Origin of the sequence: Arsenicicoccus sp. UBA6765 (assembly GCF_002453335.1) — a bacterium.
Lineage (GTDB): Bacteria > Actinomycetota > Actinomycetes > Actinomycetales > Dermatophilaceae > Arsenicicoccus > Arsenicicoccus bolidensis.
This window is the reverse complement of the sequence record NZ_DKGR01000024.1, coordinates 207,651-230,294: the sequence shown is the minus strand read 5'-3', so window position 1 is coordinate 230,294 and position 22,644 is coordinate 207,651. Positions and strand designations below refer to the sequence as shown.

At 70.2% G+C, this 22,644-nt stretch carries 21 protein-coding genes; 5 read left to right on the top strand and 16 right to left on the bottom strand.

Features of this window, described 5'->3' with window-relative positions:
- Positions 1–267: 267 nt before the first annotated feature.
- From B4K29_RS07975 to efeU, 4 genes are all read right to left on the bottom strand, one after another.
- Positions 268–1,173 carry a hypothetical protein gene (locus B4K29_RS07975; protein ID WP_286961491.1) on the bottom strand — a complete coding sequence of 302 codons (906 nt, stop codon included), beginning with the start codon at positions 1,171–1,173 and terminating at the stop codon, positions 268–270.
- A 515-nt stretch (positions 1,174–1,688) separates the two neighbouring features.
- A complete protein-coding gene (gene efeB, locus B4K29_RS07970; protein ID WP_286958205.1) occupies positions 1,689–2,990 on the bottom strand; it encodes an iron uptake transporter deferrochelatase/peroxidase subunit in 1,302 nt (433 codons plus the stop codon).
- A complete protein-coding gene (gene efeO, locus B4K29_RS07965; protein ID WP_286966974.1) occupies positions 2,990–4,168 on the bottom strand; it encodes an iron uptake system protein EfeO in 1,179 nt (392 codons plus the stop codon). The genes efeB and efeO overlap by 1 nt, the downstream gene beginning before the upstream one ends.
- The gene (gene efeU, locus B4K29_RS07960; RefSeq protein ID WP_286958201.1) at positions 4,165–5,037 is read right to left on the bottom strand and encodes an iron uptake transporter permease EfeU; all 873 of its coding nucleotides are present in this window, start codon (positions 5,035–5,037) and stop codon (positions 4,165–4,167) included. Before efeU ends, efeO begins: the two co-directional genes overlap by 4 nt.
- 282 nt (positions 5,038–5,319) lie before the next feature.
- On the opposite strand from efeU, the gene B4K29_RS07955 reads away from it, so the two are divergent.
- Positions 5,320–6,285 carry a hypothetical protein gene (locus tag B4K29_RS07955; RefSeq protein WP_286966973.1) on the top strand — a complete coding sequence of 322 codons (966 nt, stop codon included), beginning with the start codon at positions 5,320–5,322 and terminating at the stop codon, positions 6,283–6,285.
- A gap of 117 nt (positions 6,286–6,402) precedes the next feature.
- Here B4K29_RS07955 and ligD read toward each other — a convergent pair whose 3' ends face one another.
- On the bottom strand, positions 6,403–7,275 hold the full coding sequence (ligD, locus tag B4K29_RS07950) for a non-homologous end-joining DNA ligase (RefSeq protein ID WP_286966971.1): 873 nt from the start codon (positions 7,273–7,275) through the stop codon (positions 6,403–6,405).
- Positions 7,268–8,260 (bottom strand): DNA ligase, encoded by a 993-nt coding sequence (locus B4K29_RS07945; protein ID WP_286966970.1) that lies wholly within the window; start codon positions 8,258–8,260, stop codon positions 7,268–7,270. Before B4K29_RS07945 ends, ligD begins: the two co-directional genes overlap by 8 nt.
- Before the next feature lie 61 nt (positions 8,261–8,321).
- On the opposite strand from B4K29_RS07945, the gene B4K29_RS07940 reads away from it, so the two are divergent.
- From B4K29_RS07940 to B4K29_RS07925, 4 genes are read left to right on the top strand one after another with little or no spacing between them, the layout of a single operon-like run.
- Entirely contained in the window at positions 8,322–9,323 is a 1,002-nt protein-coding gene (locus B4K29_RS07940) for a Ku protein (RefSeq protein ID WP_286966969.1), read from the top strand.
- Position 9,324: 1 nt separating this feature from the next.
- Complete coding sequence (locus tag B4K29_RS07935; protein ID WP_286966968.1) at positions 9,325–10,188, top strand: Fpg/Nei family DNA glycosylase; 864 nt, start codon at positions 9,325–9,327, stop codon at positions 10,186–10,188.
- 44 nt (positions 10,189–10,232) lie between these two features.
- Complete coding sequence (locus B4K29_RS07930) at positions 10,233–11,057, top strand: alpha/beta hydrolase (RefSeq protein WP_286966966.1); 825 nt, start codon at positions 10,233–10,235, stop codon at positions 11,055–11,057.
- Positions 11,058–11,074: 17 nt separating this feature from the next.
- Positions 11,075–11,911, top strand: a complete 837-nt coding sequence (locus B4K29_RS07925) for an alpha/beta hydrolase (protein ID WP_286966964.1) — start codon at positions 11,075–11,077, stop codon at positions 11,909–11,911.
- A 21-nt stretch (positions 11,912–11,932) separates the two neighbouring features.
- Here the strand turns inward: B4K29_RS07925 and B4K29_RS07920 are convergent, their stop codons facing one another.
- The 10 genes from B4K29_RS07920 to B4K29_RS07875 form a co-directional block, all read right to left on the bottom strand.
- Positions 11,933–12,757: a hypothetical protein gene (locus tag B4K29_RS07920; RefSeq protein ID WP_286966963.1), complete on the bottom strand. Its 825-nt coding sequence runs from the start codon at positions 12,755–12,757 to the stop codon at positions 11,933–11,935.
- Between the two features lie 57 nt (positions 12,758–12,814).
- A complete protein-coding gene (locus B4K29_RS07915) occupies positions 12,815–13,888 on the bottom strand; it encodes a hypothetical protein (RefSeq protein ID WP_286966962.1) in 1,074 nt (357 codons plus the stop codon).
- Between the two features lie 179 nt (positions 13,889–14,067).
- Entirely contained in the window at positions 14,068–15,819 is a 1,752-nt protein-coding gene (locus B4K29_RS07910) for an alpha/beta fold hydrolase (protein ID WP_286966960.1), read from the bottom strand.
- A 51-nt stretch (positions 15,820–15,870) separates the two neighbouring features.
- Positions 15,871–16,419: a hypothetical protein gene (locus B4K29_RS07905; RefSeq protein WP_286966958.1), complete on the bottom strand. Its 549-nt coding sequence runs from the start codon at positions 16,417–16,419 to the stop codon at positions 15,871–15,873.
- A complete protein-coding gene (locus tag B4K29_RS07900; protein ID WP_286966957.1) occupies positions 16,416–17,531 on the bottom strand; it encodes a glycosyltransferase family 4 protein in 1,116 nt (371 codons plus the stop codon). The genes B4K29_RS07905 and B4K29_RS07900 overlap by 4 nt, the downstream gene beginning before the upstream one ends.
- A gap of 5 nt (positions 17,532–17,536) precedes the next feature.
- A complete protein-coding gene (locus tag B4K29_RS07895) occupies positions 17,537–18,031 on the bottom strand; it encodes a serine O-acetyltransferase (protein ID WP_286966956.1) in 495 nt (164 codons plus the stop codon).
- Entirely contained in the window at positions 18,021–19,151 is a 1,131-nt protein-coding gene (locus tag B4K29_RS07890) for a hypothetical protein (RefSeq protein WP_286966954.1), read from the bottom strand. The genes B4K29_RS07895 and B4K29_RS07890 overlap by 11 nt, the downstream gene beginning before the upstream one ends.
- Positions 19,152–19,153: 2 nt before the next feature.
- Positions 19,154–20,524: a hypothetical protein gene (locus tag B4K29_RS07885; RefSeq protein ID WP_286966953.1), complete on the bottom strand. Its 1,371-nt coding sequence runs from the start codon at positions 20,522–20,524 to the stop codon at positions 19,154–19,156.
- Positions 20,476–21,549, bottom strand: coding sequence for a hypothetical protein (locus tag B4K29_RS07880; RefSeq protein WP_286966951.1), 1,074 nt, complete (start codon positions 21,547–21,549; stop codon positions 20,476–20,478). The genes B4K29_RS07885 and B4K29_RS07880 overlap by 49 nt, the downstream gene beginning before the upstream one ends.
- Entirely contained in the window at positions 21,546–22,640 is a 1,095-nt protein-coding gene (locus tag B4K29_RS07875; protein WP_286966950.1) for a glycosyltransferase, read from the bottom strand. The genes B4K29_RS07880 and B4K29_RS07875 overlap by 4 nt, the downstream gene beginning before the upstream one ends.
- Between the last annotated feature and the right edge of the window lie 4 nt (positions 22,641–22,644).

Genomic DNA, 22,644 nt, shown 5'->3' with positions numbered 1-22,644 from the left:
CGCCCCAGGTGCCCCGTCGGGTCACTTCCCGCCGCGAGCCCCCCGGCCTCCGCATACCGCCCACCCCTACAGGTCACTTCCCGTCGCCAACCCGCCTCCTCGGCGCCCCCTCCGCCCCGACCGGTCACTTCCCGTCGCCAACCCGGCGGCCTCCGCACATCGCCCGCCCCGACAGGTCACTTCCCGTCGGGAGACCCCCGAGTATCGGCTCCCCGTGGCCCCGACGGGTCACTTCCCGTCGGGCGCCCCGGAACCCCACCGCCTCGGTCAGAGCCCCAGCGCGACCTCTTGCTCGCGCAGCGCGTTGGCCACGCGTGCCACCATCTCCGCGGGGCGGGCGAGGTCCCGGCTGGTCAGCTCCTCGACCCGGTAGTCGTGGTCACGCAGCCCCCTCACCCGGTGCAGGTCGTCGCGGCGCTGGCGGTCAGAGGTGAAGTGGTGGACGCCGTAGTACTCGACCACCAGCCGGTGACGCCGCCATAGGAAGTCGACGTACGCCAGCCAGGTGCCGTCGACGACGACCGAGACATTGAGCTCGGGCTCGGGCAGACCGGCCTCGAGGAGAAGCAGGCGACTCTTGGTCTCCGTGACCGAGTTGGACCCGGGTCGCACGTGGTGCAGCGCCCGTCGGGCCTGCACCACACCCGGAAGCCCAGGCCCAAGTGCCGCCTCGAGGTGCTCCGGCGTCCACACGCTCCGCCACCCGACAACCGCGTCCCCGAGGATCACGGTGTCGAGGAAGGACAGGTGCGGGGCCATCTGCGCGAACAGCGCCGGTGGCGAGAGCACGCGGAGCGGGAGCCCCTCGACGTGCACCGTGTCTGCTTGGCGGCCGCCCAGGCGGTGGTCACGCACCGTGGCCAGGCGGATCCGACGCTCGCCGGGCACCAGCAGGTGGATCGGCGGACGGGGCGTCGGCGACCACTGCTGTGCGTGTGGCAGGTGGTGGACCCACAGCGCCGACTCCCCGCAGACGACGGCATCGTCGGGCACGACGCGGCTCACCGCCCCGATGTCCTCGATCACGGTCCGTGGCAGTCGTCGTCCGTGGACGCCGCGATGAGCCGCGACCAGCTGACGCCGCTGGGCACGTGTCAGGCCTAGGCGGTCCAGCTGGTCGGTGGTGTACCACTTGCCGTCCACGATCTCGGGCGGCAGGAGAGGGGTGCGCATGCCGCCAGCCTGCGCCACCCCGCCTCGGCGTAGCCCTCCTCATCCACAGGCGGGTCGACAGGTCTGTCGTCGTCCACAATCGAGCGTGATCCACGTCATACATCGAATCCCCACGGCGCCTGAGGGCCCCGACGGGTCACTTCCTGTCAGGAGCCCCGCTGCCTCGGAGCACGGTCCGCCCTGACGGGTCACTTCCTGTCAGGAGCCCCGCTGCCTCGGGGCCCCACCCGACCCGACGGGTCACTTCCTGTCGGGAGCCCGCCTCCTCGGAGCACGGTCCGCCCTGACGGGTCACTTCCTGTCAGGAGCCCCGCTGCCTCGGGGCCCCACCCGACCCGACGGGTCACTTCGTGTCGGGAGCCCCGCTGCCTCGGGGCCCCACCCGACCCGGCGGGTCACTTTGCGTCGGGAGAGCTGCGCCCTCGGGGCCCCACCCGACCCGACGGGTCACTTCGTGTCGGGAGAGCTGCGACCTCGGCGCACCGTCCGCCCCGACGGGCCACTTCGTGACGGGTCTAGGCGAAGAGTGCCTGGCCGATGTGCTCGCCCTCCTTGGCACCAGGCGGTATGGCGAACAACGCCGACCCGCGGTGCTGGAGGTACTCCTGGAGGGCGTCCTGCTTGGCCATGCGGGTCTGCATCGGGATGTACTGCTTGGCGGGGTTGCGGACGTAGGCGATGAAGAACAGCCCGGCGTCCATGCGCCCGAGGTCGTCGGAGCCGTCGGTGTAGTTGTAGCCGCGGCGCAGCATCTGCACGCCACCGTTGCGCGTCGGATGCGCCATCGCGACATGGGAGTTCGCGGCGACCAGCGGCTGGCCCTCCCGCCCCTTGATGGTGAAGTCCGGTGCGGTGAACTCCTTCCCGCCGGACAGGGGCGCGCCCTCGCGGCGGTCGCGGCCGATGATCGCCTCCTGCTCGCGCAACGAGGAGCGGTCCCACGTCTCGAGGTTCATCGCGATGCGGCGGGCGACGAGGTAGGAGCCACCGGCCATCCACGGCGCCTTGGCGTCGTCCTTGGCGCCGACCCACAGGTGGGCGTCGAGCGCGGACGGGTCCTCGGCCTTGAGGTTGGCCGTGCCGTCCTTGAAGCCGAACAGGTTTCGCGGGGTCGCCTGCGCCGTCGACGTCGACGAGGTGCGGCCGTAGCCCAGCTGCGACCAGCGCAGCGACACGACGCCGAACCCGATGCGCGCGAGGTTGCGGATGGCGTGCACGGCCACCTGCGGGTCGTCGGCGCAGGCCTGCACGCACAGGTCACCGTCGCTGCGCGCGGGGTCGAGCGCGTCCGCGGGGAAGTGCGGAAGGCGTTGCAGCGCAGCGGGTTGCCGCGCCGCGAGCCCGAACCGATCCTTGCCGGCGGCGTCCCGGAACAGGGTCGGCCCGAAGCCGAAGGTCAGCGTCAGCCTCGAGGCCGACAGACCGTCCGCCTCGCCGGAGTCGTTGGGGGGCGCGCTGTATGACGTCGGGTCCCCACCCACCGGCCGACCCGCCGTCATCTCGGCGGCCGCCGCGGTCCAGGCGGTCAGCAGGGCGACGAGGTCCTCGCGGGAGGTCGTCGTGACGTCGAACGCCGCGAAGTGCAGCCGGTCCTGGGCGGGCGTGACGATCCCCGCCTGGTGCGCGCCGTAGAACGAGACGCTGTCGGAGGCAACGGCCTTCGCGTCGCCCGCCGTGCCGTCGCCGTCACCACGGCCGTCGCCGTCACCCTCGGAGGCGTTGGCGGTCGCCATACCGCCGGCGAAGCCGACCGCACCGACCGCGGCCGAGGCGGCTCCCCAGCCGAGAAGTCCACGACGAGACAGGGACTCGGGCATCAGATGACGGCGGCAGTCAGCTTGGACAGCGGCTCGGAGAGCGCGTTGACCGCGTCCGACAGCGCCTTCACCTCCTCCTTGGAGAGCTGGTCGTAGGTCTTGAAGCCCTTGCCGACCTTGTGCTGGTCGAGGAGCTTCTGCAGGGCCGAGAACTTCAGCTGCAGCTGGGAGTCCAGCGCGGCGTCCTTCTTCTTGAGGATCGGGCGCAGGCCCTCCCACGCGACGCGGGCCCCGTCGACGTTGGCCTGGAAGTCCCACAGGTCGGTGTGGCTCCAGATCTCCTCCTCGCCGGTGACCTTGCCGGTCGCGACCTCGTCGAGCAGGCCCTTGGCGCCGTTGCCGATCTGGTCAGCGGTGAACTGCATGGACCGGGTGCGCTGGTAGAGCGTCTCGGTGTCCTTGACCAGCTGGTCCGCGATCGCCGCACGCTGGACGGCGGTCTGGGCCGTGTAGCCGGTCTTCGGCGGCCAGAGGTCCTTCTCGGCGACGTGCCAGCCGGTCCACTTCTGGCCCGGCTCGAGGTCGGCCTCGCGCGCGTCCATCATCGGGTCGAGGTCGCCGAAGGACTCGGCCACCGGCTCGATCCGCTCCCAGTGGACGCGGGTGGGGGCGTAGAGCTCCTTGGCCTTGGCCGTGTCACCGGCCTTGTAGGCCGCGGCGAACGCCTTGGTGCCGGTGAGGAGCTGCTCGGTCTGGTCCTTGACGTAGGACGCGTACTGCGTGTTGGCGGTCGCGACGAGCTCCTTGTCGGCGCCCTGGGCGGACAGGTCCGCGCCCGAGTCGGTGACGGTGAAGTCGTGCCGGATGCCGTCGCCGACCATGCCCGGCTTGCACGCCGTCTTGTACGTGCCGGGCGCGGCCTTCAGCACGAGGTCGCGGGTGAGGCCGGGCCCGATGTTCTCGACCTCGGCGACGATGCGCAGGCCGTCCTCGGCCAGGAGGTAGAACTCGGTGACCTTGGAGCCGGCGTTGGTGACCGTGAACTTCACGGCGCCCGAGGGGGCCTCGGCCGCGGAGACCTGGCACTCGGTGTCGGTGGAGGTGACCGTCAGGGTGCCCTTGCCCGCGCCGGCCTGCGTCCCGCCCCCGGAGGAGGTGGTGGCGGAGTTGTCGGTGCAGGCAGTCAGCGCGAGCGCGGCGATCGCGAGGGTCGCGCCGGTGGCGGCGAGGCGGGTCATGCATGAGCTCCTTTACGTATGCCGGACGCCGCGCTGTCACGCGGGGCCGGGGGCTTGGGGCGACGGACCCGCGCGGCGAACAACGCCATGACGGGGAGGACGTAGAGCACCCACGCGGCGACCTCGAGCACGGTCATCGCGGGAGAGAAGTTGAAGACGCCCTTGAGCAGCGTGGCGACCCACGAGCTGGGCTCGATCGTGCCGGACACGTCGAACGCGAGGGTGTGCAGGCCGGGCAGGATGCGCGCCTCCTGCAGGTCGTGGACGGCATACGCCAGGACCCCGCCGGCGATGATGACGAGGAAGGCGCCGGTCCAGCGGAAGAACGCGCCGAGGTCGAGCTTGAGTGCTCCCCGGTAGACGCCGACGCCGAGCGCGACGGCGGTCAGCAGGCCGAGGAGGGCGCCGACCAGCGGTGCCGTGGTGGAGGCGTTGTCGCGGGCCGCGGCCTGCGTGGCCGCCCACAGGAACAGCGCGGTCTCGAGACCCTCGCGGCCGACGGCCAGCATGGCGACCAGCACGAGGCCTCCGCGGGCGCCCTCGACGGCCCGGTCGACCGCCCCCTTGAGCTCGCCGGACAGGGCACGGCTGTGCCGCGCCATCCAAAAGATCATCCAGGTCACGAACCCCACCGCCACGATGGACAGCCCGCCGCCGATGGCCTCCTGCGCCTCGAAGGTCAGGCCCTTGGGGCCGAAGGTGAGCAGCGCGCCGAAGGCGAGGGAGATGGCGATCGCCGCCGCGACTCCCGCCCAGATGCGCCCGAGCAGGTGCTGGCGTCCCGACTTCACGAGGTAGGCGACGAGGATGACGACGACCAGCGACGCCTCCAGTCCCTCACGCAGCCCGATGAGGTAGTTGGCGAGCATGGCAGCCTACGATTCCTGGTCGACGTGAGTGAGGCCTCCCTAACTTAGGCGATGCTGACCTCACCGGGCAACATGACCTCCCCCACAGCCCCACCCCCGCCGCCCCCTTGCGCCATTGGTCACCAATGACGATTTCAGCGCTGGCTTGAACGATCCAAAACGTCATTGGTGACCAAGGGCGGAGGGTGGGAGTCGCGGCGACCTGTGGACAACGCTCAACCCTTCCGCCCCGGCTGTGGATGACCGTATGACGCCGCGAGCTGGCCGCACGACCATCGCTGCATGTCCCTCGTGCTGCCCCCATCGCTGGCCGGACGCCCGGCCTTCACCCGCGCCGAAGCCCTCGCCGCCGGGATGACCGTCGCGGACCTCAAGCAGCTGGCTCGTGTCTTCCAGGGGGTCTATGCCCCCTCGCCGCCGCAGACCGTGCTCGAGCAGGCCCGGATGCTCTCCGTGGTCCTGCCCGAGGGCGCGGCATACAGCCATGTGACCGCAGCTCGCCTGCTCGACCTGCCCCTGCCCGCCGACTGGCTCCCGGAGCAGCTCATCGACGTGCTGGTGGCGGGTCCGGCCCACGCGTGCCGTCGCCCCGAGGTGAGGGGCCACCGCGGACCCGTGCCCCATCACATGGTGCTGCCCACCCTTGCCACACCCGTGGTGGCCCACGAGCACGTGTTCGCCCAGCTGGCAGGCGAGCTGGGGCACGAGGACCTCGTCATCCTCGGGGACGCCGTCGTGGGCTGGCGGACCGGTCGCACCCTGGACCGGCTGGTGGCGGCCGTCACCGCCGGGCACCCGGGCAGCGTGGCTGCGCTCGCCGCCCTGGAGCACGTCCGTGAGGGCAGCGCGTCGCCACGCGAGACCCTGTTCCGCCTGCGCTTCCTGGAGGCGGGCCTGCCCGAGCCGGAGCTGAACGCCCCGATCTACGACAGGTCCCGCGGCCTGGTCGCCTATCTCGACATGTACTGGCGGCACCTCGGCGTCGGGTTCGAGTACGACGGGCTGTGGCACTACGAGTCCTCGCACCAGAGGCAGGACGACATCGCCCGGATCCGGCGCGTCGAGCAGCAGGGCGTGCGGGTCGTCGTGGGCACGCGGCAGGACTATCCGCAGGTCGGTGGGGTCCTCAAGCAGCTGCGATCCGCCATGGCCGACCAGGCTCGACTGCTCGGCCGCCCCGTCCCGAGCACGCGCCACGACCCGAGCGCGCGCGCCTTCCCCTCACCCCGCGCCATTGGTCACCAGTGACGTTTTGGATCGTTCATATGACCCGCGACAACGTCATTGGTGACCAATGGCGGCCACGTGGGGCGGGTGGGGCGGCAACCGGGCACGGCAACCGGGCACGGCAGGGGTGGGGTCCGGTCAGGGGAGGCGGGCCAGCGCCTCGTGCAGCCCAAGCTGCTGCAGGGTCACCCGCCCCGCGACGGCGTCCTCCAGCTCCGACCACTCACGGGGCGCGGCCACCGTCGGGCGACCGAACTTCCCGCGCAGCGACCAGGGGCAGATCGTCGTCTTGGAGGCGGTGTTCTGGCTCCAGTCGACGAGCACCTTGCCACCGCGCTTGGCCTTGACCATCGACGACACGACCAACGTGGGGTGGCCCGCCTCGAGCGCGACGGCCAGCCCCTGAGCCACCTCGCGGACCACGGAGACGGGGTGGGTGCCGTCGAGCTCGGCATACAGCTGGAGGCCCTTGGATCCGGAGGTGACGGGCCACAGATCGCCGATCCCCATGTCGCACAAGATGTCTCGCGCCCACAGCGCCACCTGCGAGCACTCCGCGAGCCCGGCGCCGGGCCCGGGGTCGAGATCGACGACGAGCCGGTCCGGGTGCAGCGCCTCCCCCGACGGCGACACCCGCCACTGGTGCACGTGCAGCTCCAGCGCGGCGAGGTTGCCGAGCCAGGTCAGTCCGGCGACGGAGTCGATGACGGGATAGGTGATGGTCTCGCGGTCGCGCGTCGAGCCCGGCGCCGGCAGGGTCACGGTGCGGATCCACGCGGGGGTGCCGCGGGGCACGTTCTTCTCGAAGAACGACGGCCCACCCGTCCCCGACGGCCACCTGATGCGAGTCACGGCGCGATCGCGCAGCTGGTCGAGCAGGACCGGCGCCACCTGCGCGTAATACTGCAGCACCTCGCCCTTGGTGGTCCCGGTCTCGGGATACAGCACCTTGTCGAGGGAGCTGAGCCGCAGGGTGCGGCCGTCGATCTCGACGCTCACGTGGTCAGGCACGGCCGACGTCCCCGTCTGCACCTGACCAGTCGGCGGAGGGGAGAAGGTCCGCAGGGGTCAGGTCGGTGCGCACACCGAGGTAGGCCGGCTGCCGCAGCCTGCCGTTGCCCGCACGCCCGAGGGACTGCACGTCCACGACGAGCGTCGGCTCGACCCAGCGCGCACCGGTCGCATCCTCACGCGGCACCTCCCCCACGAACGGCGCACCACCGCACCCACGCTCGTCGAGCAACGGCCGCAACGCCTCCCCCGCACGACCGGCGAGCCCCGCGCCCACGCGCCCGTCCAGCTCCAGCAGGCCGGAGCCGTCGCCCACCGGCGTCCCGACAAGCAGGGACCCGACGCGGTCCCGCCCCGACGTCTCGGGACGCCATCCGCCGACCACGACGGACAGGGTGGCGCGGTGCGGCAGCTTGAGCCAGTCGGGGCTGCGGGCGCCAGGCTGGTATGCCGAGGCCCGCCGCTTCGACACCACCCCCTCGAGGCCCTGGTGGCGGGTCACGTCGTGCAGCAGCCGGCCGTCGTCATACACCTCGGGCACCTTCCAGGCCGACCCTCCCGCCCCGAAGGACTCCAGGTCGAGCCGCTCGAGCAGCGAGCGCCGCACGGACCACGGCTGGTCGATCAGCACCTGCCCGCCGAACCGCAGCAGGTCGAAGACCATGTAGGTCACGGGCCGCACCTCCGCCAGCGCCTGGGCCACCCGCGCGTCCGAGACGTGGATGCGCTCGCTCAGCGCGGCGAACGACGGCACCCCGCCCTGCAGCGCGATCACCTCGCCGTCCAGCAGCAGGTCCTCCCCGGCGCGGGTCAGCCCGGCGAGCTCGGGGAACCGCACGGTCGCGTCGGCGCCGGACCGGGCGCGCAGCCGCAGGCCCGTGGGTGAGCGGTCGGCGAGGATCCGCATGCCGTCCCACTTGACCTCGTGCACCCACCCGTCGCCCTGCGGCACCTGGGTGGTGGGGGTGGCGAGCATCGGGCGCATACCTCATCCTGACTGATGGGTATGTGCCATCGCGGGCTAACCAGCGACGAAGGAGCAGGTCATGCGTGCAATCTGGAAGGGCGCGGTCTCGTTCGGCCTCGTCACCGTGCCGGTGCGGCTCTTCACGGCCACCGAGAACCACGACCTGCAGTTCCACCAGGTCCGCAAGAGCGACGGCTCGCGGATCAAGTACAAGAAGGTCGCCGCGGCGGACGGCGAGGAGGTGCCCTACTCCGAGATCGCCAAGGGCTACGAGTCGCCCGACGGCAAGATGGTGATGATCACCGACGAGGATCTCGCAAGCCTGGACTCCAAGAGCTCCAAGGAGATCTCGGTCGAGAAGTTCGTCCCCGCGGAGCAGATCGACCCCCTGCTGCTGGACAAGTCCTACTACCTCGAGCCCGACAAGAGCGCGGTCAAGCCCTATGCCCTGCTGCGGGAGGCCTTGCGCTCCACCGACCGTATGGCGGTGACCACCGTCGCGGTGCGGACCCGCCTGTCGATGGCGGTGCTGCGCGTCAAGGACGACGTGATCGTGCTGCAGACGATGCTGTGGCCGGACGAGGTGCGCAAGCCGTCGTTCGACGTGCTGGACGACATCCCGGAGCCCAACGAGCGGGAGGTCAAGATGGCGGACCTGCTCATCGAGTCGATGGTCGACGACTTCGAGCCCAACGACTACGAGGACGACTACCAGCAGGCCGTGCAGGCCCTGGTGGAGCGCAAGCTCGCCGGTGGTGACGTCAAGGCCGCTCCCAAGGCCAAGGACGACGACGAGGGCGGCGACGTGGTCGACCTGCTCGCGGCGCTGCAGCGCTCGGTCGACCGGGCCAAGGCGGCGCGGGGCGAGGACACCTCCGCGGACTCCGGTGCGGGGCAGGAGGGCTCGGGGTCGGACGACGGCGCCGACACCGAGGACGACGACGCGACGGCGGACGACAAGCCCGCCGCCAAGAAGTCCACCGCTCGCAAGGCCCCCGCCAAGAAGGCCGCGAGCTCCACCACGAAGAAGGCCGCCGCCAAGAAGTCCACGGCCAAGCGGACCACCAAGAAGGCCAGCTGAGGTGCCGGAGGGTCACACCATCCACGCCCTGGCCGGGCGGCTCAACCGGGCGTATGCCGGAAAGCCCGTCAGGGCGAGCAGCCCGCAGGGGAGGTTCGCCGACTCGGCCGCGCAGCTGGACGGCGAGGTGCTGATCGGTGCGCAGGCCGCCGGCAAGCACCTGCTGGTGGAGGTCGACGGGGACCGCTGGCTGCACGTGCACCTCGGCCTCATCGGCAACTTCGCGGTGACGCCGTTGGCGGACGGCATACGGCCCGAGGACGTCCCGGTGCAGGGAGAGGTGAGGTTGAGGCTCGCGTCGGACACGCACGTGGCCGACCTGCGCGGGCCGATGGTGTGCGCGCTGATCACGCCGCAGGAGGCGCACTCGGTCCTCGACCGGCTCGGCCCCGATCCCCTGCGCGCCGACGCCGACCCGGACGAGGCGTGGGCGCGGATCTCCCGGAGCGGCAAGACGATCGCCGAGCTGCTCATGGACCAGGCGGTCGTCGCCGGGGTGGGCAACGTCTATCGCTGCGAGGTGCTGTGGCGCCACCGCATCGACCCCCACCGCCCGGGGCGCGAGCTGCGCCAGAGCTCCTGGGACACCATCTGGGCGGACCTCGTGCGCCTGCTGCCGCTGGGCGTGGCGTACGGGCAGATCCTCACCCTCGAGCCGCAGGTGGAGGAGGCCGAGCGGCGGCTCGCCGCGGGCGAGGAGCCACCGGTGATCACCGGCCGCTCGCTGGGCACGACCTTCCCGCGGGAGTTCGCGACCTACAAGCGCGCGGGCGAGCCCTGCCCGACCTGCGACAGCCGCATCCGCACCGCCAAGGTGGCCGGCCGCACCCTCTACTGGTGCGGCCGCTGCCAGCGCCGCCGCTGACGCGATTCATCCCATTGGCCACCTTCGTCGCGTTTCATTGAGTCATGCCCTCCCCCCTCACCCGGCGCGACGCCCTGCGCCTCGGCCTCGGTCTCGGTCTCGGCACCGTCGCCCTCACCTCCTCCGTCACCGCGCCGGCGCACGCCGACGTCTCCGGCCCCCAGGCCGCCACCGGATCGTTCGCCTCGCGCTACCGCGGCGGCCGGGAGACCGTCTGGGAGGTGCTCTACCCGCCCGGGTTCACCCGAGATGACCGGCTGCCCGTCCTCATCACCCTCCACGGCAAGGGCGGCAACCACACGACGCCCGAGGGCATGCGCTTCCTGGAGCACGCGGAGACCCTGCGGGCCGAGGGCCTGCGGCCGTTCGCCTGCGTGGGCGTCGACGGCGGCGACACCTGGTGGCACGACCGGGCCGACGGCACCGACAGCGCGGCGATGGTCGTCCACGAGCTGGCGCCCATCCTGACCGGTCTGGGCCTGGACCTGACCCGGCCGGCGCTCCACGGACTGTCGATGGGTGGCATGGGGGCCGTCTGGCTGGCCTCGCGCCTCGGCCCCAACCGGTTGTCGAGCCTCACCATCGCCAGCACCCCGTTCCCCGCGACGTGGGACCGGTTCAGCGGGTCCTACGACTCCCCTGCCGACTTCGCGGCCCACGACATCCGCCGCCACTGGGCGAGCCTGCGGGGACTGCCGATCCGGGTCGACATCGGCGACCAGGACTCCTTCCTGCAGGAGAACCTCGCCCTGCGCCCTCTGGCCGACCCCCAGCCGGAGTTCTCCGTGTCCCCCGGCGGGCACGACTGGGACTACTGGGGGCGGGTCGCGCTCGACCAGCTGCGGTTCGTGTCGCGCCACCTCGGCTGACGCCTAGGCTGGGCGACATGGATCGACGCAGCCTGCTCCGGCTCGCGGGGGGACTCTCGCTCGCCGGGACGCTAGGCGCGTGCTCCTCCACGTCAGGCGGCACACCAGGGACGTCGGGCGGCTCGACGTCGTCTCCCTTTCCCCCGGAGCGAACCGACGGCGGCACGTTCCGCTCGCGTCTGCGCGGCGACCAGGACACACCTTGGCTGGTCCTCTACCCACCCGGCTACCGGCGCGGCGCCAAGCTCCCCGTCCTGATCACCCTGCACGGGACAGGTAGCGGCGAGGAGACCCCGTGGATCCTTCGATGGCCTGAGACGTCGCAGGCGTTGGCCGACGAGGGGCTGCCACCCTTTGCGTGTGTGGGGGTGGCAGGGGGAGACACCTGGTGGCACCGGCGCGCCGACGGCACCGACAGCGGCGCCATGGTGACCGAGGAGCTCATCCCGCTGCTGGCAGCCCGTGGCCTGGATACCCGGCGCGTCGGCCTGTACGGGTACTCCATGGGCGGCGTGGGGGCGATCTGGCTCGCGACCCAGCTGGGGAAGGGGCGGGTGGCCTCGGTCGTGGCAGCCAGCACGCCCTTCATCCCGTCGTTCGAGGTGAGCCAGGGCGCCTACGACTCGCCCGAGGACTTCGCCAAGCACGACATCCGCGCTCTGTGGCCGCGGCTGTCCGGCATCCCGGTGCGGGTCGACATCGGGGAGGACGACCAGTTCCTGCAGACCAACAAGGACTTCATCCCCACTGCGCGTCCGGCGCCCGAGTTCACCATCAGTCCCGGGGACCACAACCGTGAGTTCTGGGGCGGTGTGGCGCTGGACGAGCTGCGTTTCGTAGCACGCCACTTCTGACGCGGCCGTCAGTCGTGGACGTCAGGCGTGCGCGTCGCTGCCGTCGAGAGCACCCGCCTCGTCCTCGGTGCGCAGCAGCCAGAAGGCTCCGGCGAGGGCGAGGACCAGACCGACGGCCACCTGCGGCAAGGTGCCCGGCCGGGTGTGCTCCCCCAGCAGGCCGATCCCGAAGGCCGCGGGGAAGACCGTGGCCATCCCGTAGTTGCAGCCGAGCACAGGAGCGGCATGTCCGCGGGCCAGACCCTTGGTCAGGTGCACCTGGCCGAGGACCATGCCACTGACGATGAGGATCCCGGCGGCCCAGCTGAGTAGTGGCAGCTCCCAGAACCTCCAGAGGGGGTGTGCGTGGTCGCCGATCAGCAGGCGGCCGCAGATGGCCGAGAAGGAGAACCCGAAGCCTGCGAGCAAGCCGTTCACCACGGGCCCTCCGGGGAGCAGGACCCCCAGCGCGCAGGCCACCGCGCAGGCCAGCAGGACGTAGACGTCACGAGCCTCGATCGGGGGCGGGGGTCCGGTGACGGTCACCATCCCGAGCGCAGCGATGCCCGCGACGACAGCGACGACGGCAATGGCGTCCGAGGCACGCAGCCGCCGCACGCCCTGGACGTGCTGGATGACGGCGGTCACCGCCAGGGCGGACGTCACGCAGGCCTGCACGATCAGCAAGGGGAGGAAGCGGCGTGCGAAGAGCGTGAAGAGGAACCCTGCCCCTTGAAGCAGGGTGCCGATCCACCAGCTGCCTGAGCGGAGGGGCCCGCCCTCGGCCCGCGAGCCCTTGTGCAACCGAGCCCCCGAGATGCCGTAGGCGAGGACGCCCAGGACGAGCATGACGATGGCAAGGATCACGAACTCACGCTAACCCGCCCCGTGGCCCTGCCGTTCGACCGCCGAGCCCCAGCGGCCTCACTCCTGTCCTTCGTCCGGGACGCGGGCCGTGTCGCCGTGGTCGCTGCCGCGCCTGCCTTCGGCCCCGTCCGTCCCCGCGGGACCAGGGGATCGAGCTGCGCGCACCAAGGCCCTGATGGCATAAGCGAGGCCGATGCCGAGGAGCGCCCCCACGAGACCCCCGATCGGAGGACTCACCGGGTCGGACCTCTTGGCCACCTGGGCCGGGTCCACCACAGCGACGTTCACGGACTCGTTGGTCGGCTTCTCGCGGCCGTAGGTCTGCAGGAGGACTGTCCTCAGCTGCTCGGACACGGCCGCCGCGATGTCATGCGACCTGGACGCTTCGGGGGCGCTCGCCTCGACGTTGATGAGGATCGTCTTGGCGGGCGAGCTCACCTCGACCATGGGAGCGAGCGACTGGGCGCCACCAGCCATGCCGAGTCGCGCCGCAGCGGGTCCGAGCACCGAGTCGGTGGAGCCGAACTGCGCCAGGGTGGGCACACGGTCGAGGAACGTAGCGGCCCCCTCGGCCGTGTTCGGCGAGACGAGCAGGGTTGCCTTGGACACGTAAGGGGCGTGGATGGCAGCGGTCGCGACCGCCCCGACCAGAGCACCGACGACGGCGGCGGCCGCGAGAGGAGCGATCGACTTCGCCGTCTGCGTCGACCCCCCTCGTCGAGCCACCGAGCGCGCCGCACGCCTCTCGGCCGGCCTGCTGTCCCTGACGATGAGCGACGCGAGGAGGAGCAGCGGCAGGAGGACCGCCCCCAGAACCGCCAGGACGGGAGGTGAGAGCTTTCCCGCGGGCTCGGCGGTGTCAGCGTGCTCTACGACCGAGGCCTCCACGGCCTGCGCCTTGGTGATGGCCCCGCCGAACGCGCCGTTGAGCTCCCTGGTGTAGCTGTTGGCCACAGCCTCGGTCAGCTGGATGGCACGCCCCTTGTCAGGGTCCGTGCCGGACACGAGGACCAGGTACGTGCCGTCGCCATAGGTGCCCGTGATCTGCGACGAGAGGTCTTCGACGTCGAACTGGGCGCTCACCGGGGCGAGCACGCGCTGCGACGTCGCCAGCTGTGCGTAGCTCGGCACCCTGGCAAGGAGGCTGGGGGCCCCTTCGTTCGTCGCCGAGCTCATCACGACGGCAGCGGAGGAGGTCCACCCAGGGGCCATCAGACGTCCGGCCGCGTACCCGAGAACGGCCCCCAGGAGGAGGGCCACCACCAGGGCCTTCCAGGCACCGGAGATCGACCTCGAGATCTGAGCAAAGCTCACGGTGTCACACCCTTCGACGTTTCCTGGGAGTCGGACAACCCCTCACCCCTGCGGTCGGCCTCTGACGCCGTCAGGTCCCTCACCACGCCGCGCAGATACTCCGTGACAAAGGTACGGGCATCGACTGAGAGAAGCCCATGGTCAAGCACGTCCTGTCGTTGGGACGTGATCCGCTGACCGCCGGCTCGCGGTCCCACGAAGGCGTCGTCCCCGCCGATGCTCGCAAAGGACGGCCAGTCGTCGTTACCGAACAGGTAGTCGAACGAGGTGTCCGACGGAGCAGCGCCCACCAGGACGGAAGGGTCCTGTGCCAGACCCACCCTTGCTGCCCGGAGGCGAAGACTGTCAGGGACTGTCCCTACGGCCCAGCGCGCCGCTGCTATCAGAATCGTCCATACCGGTCCACGGCCCCGGACGAGCCCGGTGTCCTCGGCCTTCGCGATCGACGTGCCTTCGACCGGCTCGGGGCTCGTGCCAGCAGCTGCCGTCGCTAGGTCGAAGACCCCGCGGGCCATGTTGATGCGGTCCTTGGCCGCAAGCAGGGCTCGATAGGGCCGCGGAGACAATCCCCAGACCGGATTGTTGAACCCCACGACACGATCGACGCCTCCGCCCCGTGCAGAGAGGCCGGCGTACCACGCACCGGCGCAGATTCCGACGCACACGACAGGGTGCCCGCGGTCAGCGCAGGCCCGAACGATGGCGCGATAGTCCTCGACCCCTCGGTCGGAGTAGGGAAGCGGCTCTCGGTGGCGCATCGGGTTGCTGAGATCTCCCGTACCTCTGCGGTCGGTGCGGATCACACGGGCCCCGGCTGCCGCCAACGGACCACTCATCTGCGCCCACAGACCGCCTGGACCACACATCGACTCCATGGAGCCCTGAGCGCAGATGACGGTGCAGGACGATTCCCTGTCCAGCGATTCGCTCACGACTGCGGGGAGCCCGAACTCCGTGATGGCGGTGAACGTGTGCGAGACGGCTCCGTCCGTCGTGCTCTCCACGTAGCTGACGACAGGAGACCACTCACGAACCTGCCGGGGCGCCGAACGTGGGACCCAGGCGACGATCTCGTCCAGCGAGGCAAACGGTGTCGTCGCGTGAGCGACATCCGTGGCGTAGAGAGCGCTGGACACAGACTCATCGGCCTCGTGACGGACGACGCACGCTGGTGTCGTCGCTCCCGGCTCAGCGAGGTTCCGCAGGCTGCTCACCTGAGCCTTCGTGTACAGAGCCCCCAGTATCTCGGTGCCCAGGTCGCTGCGCGGCGGGGTGCTGACCGACAACCGTCGAATCGCTCGCTGGCCCCTCAGCCAACGCCTGGGCTCCACCGGCTCCCAGGCGAGCAGGTTCCCGCGGGCACGTTCGGGCAACATGGCAGCCACGCAGCCACCCATCCGCAGGCCGATGACGCTGAGCGGCACGTCGGGGGCGAGCGAACGCGCCAGCTCCACGACGGCTGCGAGATCGCTGACCAGCTCGTCAGCCAGGTCGTCGCCCACACGCCCCTGGGAGTCGCCATCGCCCGTGAACGCGAACCGAACCGCGATGAAGCCCTCATCTGTGAGCTGGCAGGCCAGTGACCTCATCGCTCGGTAGGTGATGGCCCATTCCCGGGCTATGGGCGGCGCCAGCACCACGACCCCCCGCGCTTCGCCGTTCTGTGGTCGGTGCACCTGCACGGCGAGTGCACCGCCCGGCCGGATGACCCAGGTAGGCGTGCTCGATGTTGCTCGGATCGTTGTCATCGTCCCCAGTCTCCCCGCACTCGTTCATCCGCGCCGTGGTCCACGGCGCGTTCAGCAGCCCCAGCGAGCAAAAGTCTTCGCGTATCCGCCCCCCTGATAGGCGAGCTGGTACCAGCGGTCGTAGGGCTGGCGAACTTCTTGCATTTTCACCTCGCCCGCGATGCACCGCTCAAGGAGGATCCGTGCCCGCTCCACGTGGGGTGTGTAGGTCAGCGCTCGCACGGACGACCAGCCATGTTCACGCATGAGCTGGGCCACGGATCGAGCCTCCCCCTGGGTCGTGGCCGGGCTCGGGTCGAAGCAGTAGACGGGGTAGGGCATGCCACCTCGGCACGGCTTGGGCACCTCCCACAACGTGTCGGAAGGGTGTGCGCTGACCACCATCACGTCGGCCTCGGCTCGCGACATCAGGTCCTCCGCCACGGACAGCCGCGCGGGGGTGGATGGCCCCAGCACGAGGAGGACGTCCGTCTTGCCGCCGGCATCGCTGCGGGGGGCGTTGACGGTCCATGCCAGTACGGCGAGCAGGCAGGCACCCGTGGCGGCCACCACCGCCAATGCAGGGACCAGGACGCGGCGGATCCGCGCCGGCACGATCATCGCGCTCGCCGAAGCGAATCGACGACGTCAGCCATGAAGCCCCTCCAGCTCATCGGCCCATCCGCGGCCTCCAGCTCTGCCATCGAGACCGCCGTGTAGGCCTCAGGGTCCAGCAGGTGGTCGATCGCCTCGGCCAGCGCGCCTGCAGAGACGGCCGTGGCCACCCGGCCTGCGCCCGCCACGGTCACCTGCTCTGACAGGCCACCGACGGGGGTCGCCACGACGGGAACGCCCAGCGCCAGCGCCTCGGTGAGAACCCCCGACTGGCTGGCCTCACGGTAGGGCAGCAGCAGCAGGTCGAACCCGGCGATGGTCTCCATGACCTCGGTGTCACCGACCCACCTGTCCTGCAGGTCGAGCCACTCCTCACGGTCCGGAACCGCCGATGAGATCCCCTTCCCCACGAGCCGGACCACCACGTGCTGACCTCGACCCCTCAGCAATCTGCCCGCCTCGACCGCGAGATCGAACCCCTTGTACGCCACTACTCGGCCGAACATGCCCAGGACGACCGGGCGGTCATCAGGGAGAGAGCGTGCGGACGAACGAGGCGTCTCCCGGCCCATGATGGGTGGCAGATGGGTCAGGTCAACCTGATCCGGGCGAAATCCCCAGTCCTTCAAGGCGATCTGCTGCACCGACTCGCTGAAGACGACGACGCGGTTCGCCGGACGGAGGTGGATCCTGCGAAGCCTGTCATGGAGCCTGGAGGCCTCGCCGAGGTGCAGCTGACCATCGTGCAGGCAATGGACGTACGAAGCGCCCCCGAGGCGAAATGCCCAGGTGACGAAGGACTGGAGGACTTGGTCCATGGGCACGAGGACCACGTCGACGCGATGCCGCCTCAGGAACAGCACCAGCCGGGTCAGCGTCAAGGGAAGCTCGATCAGTGCCCTCGGCACATCACGCGCAGAGGCCCAGGTGCGGACGGGGAAGGAGTCGAGCCCCAGCTCGGCGAAGTCCTGAGCGATCTCGGCGTCGGACGAGTAGGAGATCAGGGCTCGCACACCCGGGACGCCCCGGAGGCTGTCGGCGATCCTGAGGGTCAGTGCGGGCCCCGACGCCGTGCGACCCCAGTGCAGCACGAGAACCGTCAGCTCACCCCGATCCACGACGGTCACCTCGCCTCCCGGTTGCGCGCGGGGATCCCGACGGCCACGGCGTGCGGGGGCACGTCCTTGACGACCACGGCGTTCGCCCCCACCTTGGCACCGTCTCCGACACTGACCGGGCCGATGACTCGGCAACCTGCTCCGAGAAACACATCGTCCCCCAGCACCGGGAACCCGTCGGGATTCGCCTGGTCTCCCCCCAGCCCGCCGAGCGTCACACCCTGCTGGATGGTGCACCTGGCACCCGCCCGGACGTGTTCGCCGACGACCACCCCCGTAGGGTGGAACAGCGCGAGGCCTGGCCCCAGCTGAGCCTGCCAGGCGATGTCCGCCCCCGTGACCAGGTGATTGAGCTGCTTGACGAGGGTTCCGAGAAGTGGGTGATTGGCGCCGGCTGCCTGGGACAGGCGGAAGAGGCCCGTTGCCAGCATCCTCACGGTGACGATGCGGGAGAGGCCGCCCGCTCGGACGAGATCTTGCTTGAAGGCGTCAGACCACATGGTTCGGCTCCGTTCGGCTGCGTGCGGCTAGTGGGGCTCGGCGCGAGGGGAGCTGCTGTGCCCGCGCGTACACGAGGAAGAAGAGTGGCATCGTGGGGAGGCTGTGTCGGAGGTAGGAGCCGAAGTCGGGCTCGAACAGGGCCTGGGCGAAGATCAGGGCAAAGATCATGCTCACCGCCCGCGTCAGACCCACATCGACTCTCAGACGGCCTGCTGCCAGCAATCGGCGCAGCGACAGGACGAGGCCTACCCACAGGCCGATCGTGACAGCGCAGAAGACGAGGTAGAGCGGGTTCGGGGACAGGAGGAGCGGCAGAGGAACGATGAGGGTCGCCAGCGTCAGCCACGCATTGAGTCCGCCCAGGACCGGGTTGGCCGTAGGCAGATAGTTCTGGATGGCCGACTGTGCATCCTGGGAGAAGGTGCGGCTCTCTGAGACGACGTCGCGAGCGTAGGAGAGTGGCTGCCCCATCACCGCCTGCAGTCCGAAGGCCATCACCACATATCCAACCAGGGCCAGGATCGGGAGCCACCCCATCGACCGAAGGCGCGGCAGCAACACACGCAGCACGAGATAGAGGCCGGCGATGATGTACCAGTAGGTGCGAATGTGCTGCGCATAGACCGCCAGCGCCCCCACGAACGCCAGGTCCATCGACCAGTGCTTCGGCAGGACGCGGAGCAGCAGCACGAGGACGACGACCAGGCTTTCCTTCGAATACTGCGCCAGGTAGACGGCGCTGCTGACGAGGGCGTAGAGCACCCCGGCCGTCGCCAGCGGCCCGAACGTCGAGAGGCGCCGCCAAGGAACGCAGGTGAGCAGGAGGACCGCGAAGATGACCATCTGCGCGATCTGAACCTCCGCGTAGTGGTTCATGCCTCCAAGCTGCCGATAGATCCAGCCCATCACGATGAACGAATCATCTGAAGACGGATCTCCGACAGGCATCCGAGAGCGCAGCGTCGCTGAGTCGTAGAAGAACTTCTCAGGGAGCAACGCCTTGTTGTTGAGTCCCACGATCAAGGAGATCGGGAAGAAGACCGCGACGATAGCGGCCGGCAGCGTCTGGCCGATCGCGTCGTGGTTGAGGCGGGGTCCGCCCGACCTTCTGTGCCTCATGGCTATCGCGCTCCCCCCAAGAGCCGCCGGCTTCGCCGATGGCGTCCCCGAGCACTGACCGATCGCTTGCCCATCCCGCGCCAGACGAGGGCGATGTAGGCCAGGTCGGTCACGACCTCGACCAGGACGCACCACTGAAGTCTGTGGTCTCCCCCGCCGACGATAACCGCGGCGAGCAGCGCTGACTTGCCGACCGCCCACAGCAGACGCGATCGGTCCTCACCGAGCAGCAGCAGGGTGTTGAACATCGCTGAGACCGAGATCATGGCGACGACGTACAACGTGCCTGCGACGCTGACCGTGACCACTTGTTGACCGTGCAGGGCGTCCAACGCGCCGACTACGGAGAGCAGCGGCAGGGCGACGACGATCGTGAGGACACCCAGACCAAGACCCGCGTAGAGCTGCCCTTTGACCCCGCGCAGCACGTCACGGGGCCGGTGGTCGCGAACGCCCTGCGACACCTGGATGTCGAGAGCAGGTGCGATGAGCTGCATGCTCACCGTCGTCACTCCGCCGGCCAGGCGCATCAGCCCGGTCCAAGCGTCGTGGTAGACGCCGATGCCGGGGATGATGAGCAGGTTCAGCTGCGAAGCAAGACCGGTGAACGCCGCTGAGACGGAGGCTTCGCGGGTGTCCCTCAGGTATGCCCTCACGCCCGACCCGGTGGTGTCGCGCTCCCGCTGGGTCAGGGTCGCGGCCAGGTCGACCCGGTTCGCGAAGCACACGAAGGTGGCCGCCACCACGTAGGCCAGGCTCGCGGCGAGAACCAGCCCGAAACGCGTCGGCGACCAGAGGCAGGCGATGAGCGTTCCCGCCGCCATGGCGGCGCCGTAGACAAGGCGACCTGTCGCGATCACCGGGTAGTTGCCGTAGCGGACCGCCGCACCCGCCGTCATGAGGTACAGGGCCTGGCAGGCGGTCATGCCACCCCATGCGAGCGAGATCGCGGCGGGACCCGGCCGTCCCGCCAGGGCCAAGCCCGCTCCAGCAGCGAGCAGGAGGAGGCACACTGCCGAAGCGCATCCACCGGAGGCCAGGATGGCGGACCGCATGCGGTGGGCCTCCCTGATCCTGGGGAAGACACTGGGGAAGCCGAGCGTGAAGGTATAGGACAGGACCTGCGCTCCGGCGCTGGCGACGAGAAGTGTCGAGAGCTGCTGGAACTCCGCGAAGGCGATCGGCATGAGCATGGCAAGGAAGCTCAGCCCCTGCCCGAGCAGACCCAGCCATCCCCGACGCAGCACTCCGAGTGCCTTCGTCGCGACGGACACCGTCCCGGTACGTCCTTGGTCGGTGAGGGCCGGCTCCAGGTCTGGGCTGGTCATGACAGTTCCTTCACCAGCGTGTCGAAGCCCGGCTTGGGCTTCCACGAGGAGTCGAGGAGACCATAACCACGCTCCGCGCCCGCGAGGGGGTCACGCAGGTCATACCACCCGACCATCGCGGCTCCCCCGCGGCGCAAGGACTGGACGTGGGCAGCGCCGTAGCGGCCTTGCGTCTGCGCCGTGATGCGGTTCTCGGGATCGACGGGCGCACCCGTCTCGACGATCCACACCGGCTTGGTGTATCGAGCGCCGATGCGTTGCACCCGTCCCGCCAGAGCATCGATGAGGGCCAGGTCCGTGCCGCAGTAGCAGTCGAGGCCGATGACGTCCAGGGCAGGGGAGATGACGTCCAGGGCCTGGACCCACGACGACTCGACCTCGTCGTTGCAGGGCCAACCTCCGAGGTTCGTGGTCAGGGGCACCCCCGGAAGGGCTTCGCTGATCGCCTCCTTCCCCGCGTCGAGGGTCCTCCTCAGCTCCAACCAGTAGCCCGGGTCAGGGCTGACAGGTGCATAGGTCCGGAAGTGCCCTCGATCTGGCTCGTTGAACACCTGCCAGGCATCCACCCGGGCGCCAAGCCTCGAAGCGAGAGCCCCGAGGTACTGACGCGCCACGTCGATGTACGCGACCGCCGTGCCCGAGTATGGTCCGCCCGCGTGCCCGGCGGTCGCCACCAGCACCGACAACCCCTTCTCCTTGGCGTGGTCGAGTGCACGCAGGTTGTCCTTCGCAAGCTGGGTGGAGAAGTCGAGGCCCTTGGCTCCGGAGGGTGAGCTGCCGACCCACGACGACAGCGGCGCCCGGATGAGGCGGAGCCCGCTGTCTGCGACTGCGGCCACGTCTCGCTTCCAGGTATCCAGGGTCTGGCCGGTGCGAGCACCCGGCAAGGGAACCGTCACGCCGCCGAACGGGGGGTGGTACGTGGCGCGGGCAACCGGCTCACCCGGACTGGAACAGGCGGCGACAGCCATGGTCAGTGCCATCCCCAGGGCGGCGCGGCGACTCACGGCGGCGTCACGACGCGCCGGCCAGGAAGGCGGCTGCGGGTCGTGCGGGCGGTTCGCGATCACGTGCTCCGTGCCCCGGCCAGCTCTAGGAGTTGATGCGCCATCTGGGCGGAGGTGTCGCGGACATCGAAGGACTCGGCGATGCGCTGAGCGTTGAAGTCCTCCTCGGCTCGCCGCAGGCCGACGTCGTCGAGCCGTGCAGAGATCTGGGCCGCGAGTGCTACTGGGTCCTCCACAGGCACGATCGCCTCCGACTCCCCCAGCACCTGGCGCACCCCGGCCACGTCGGACGCCACCACGCTGCGCCCGCACGCCATCGCCTCGAGAAGAACGAGCGGCATGCCCTCCCACCGAGACGGCATGATCACGAGATCCGCGGCCGCGAACCACGGATGCACGTCTCCTCCCGGCTGCAGACGTGCTCCATCCACCATCTCTGCCTGCAGCTTGTCCCGGTCGGGGCCGTCGCCGACGATGACGAGCTGGGCCGAAGGATGCGCTTCTCTCACCTGCGGCCACGCGAGGAGCGCGACATCCTGACCCTTCTGCCGAGCCAGGCGGCCCACCAGCACGACCAGTGGATCGTGGCTCAGACCCAGCTGAGCCCGCGCACTCACCCGGTCTGCCCGAGACCAGCGCGCGACGTCCACGCCGTTGGGGATCACGACGGCCCGTGGCGCCAGGCAGCGCGCCCGGCGGCCCACGTGGCGCTCCTCCTCGCTCACGAGGACGTCGAGCGTGGTCCACCGGGCGGCGAGCACTTCCCATCGCTGGGACACCAGGCCGACGACGCCGCGGACGGCCTCGAAGGACCAGGAGTGGGGCATGAACACCGTGGGGATCCGGCCGCGGATGCAGAGTCGACCTGCCAGTCCCGCCTTGGATGCATGCAGCACCACGACGTCGGGCTCGGCCCGCGCAAGAATCTGCGACAAGGACCGGCACTCTGCCGGGACGCTGGGGCCGGGAGAACGCGTGGCCGACCAGGGGTGCGTCTCAGCACCCTCGGCCTGCGCCCGGCCCGACAACGAGCCGGGCCCGTCCGGGCACGCGACGTGCACCTGCCAGCCACGCGCGACCTGGTCGCGGACCAAGGCCAGAAGGACGTTCGCGACTCCTGCCTCCGTAGGTTGGGCGACGTGCAGAACTCGCATGTGG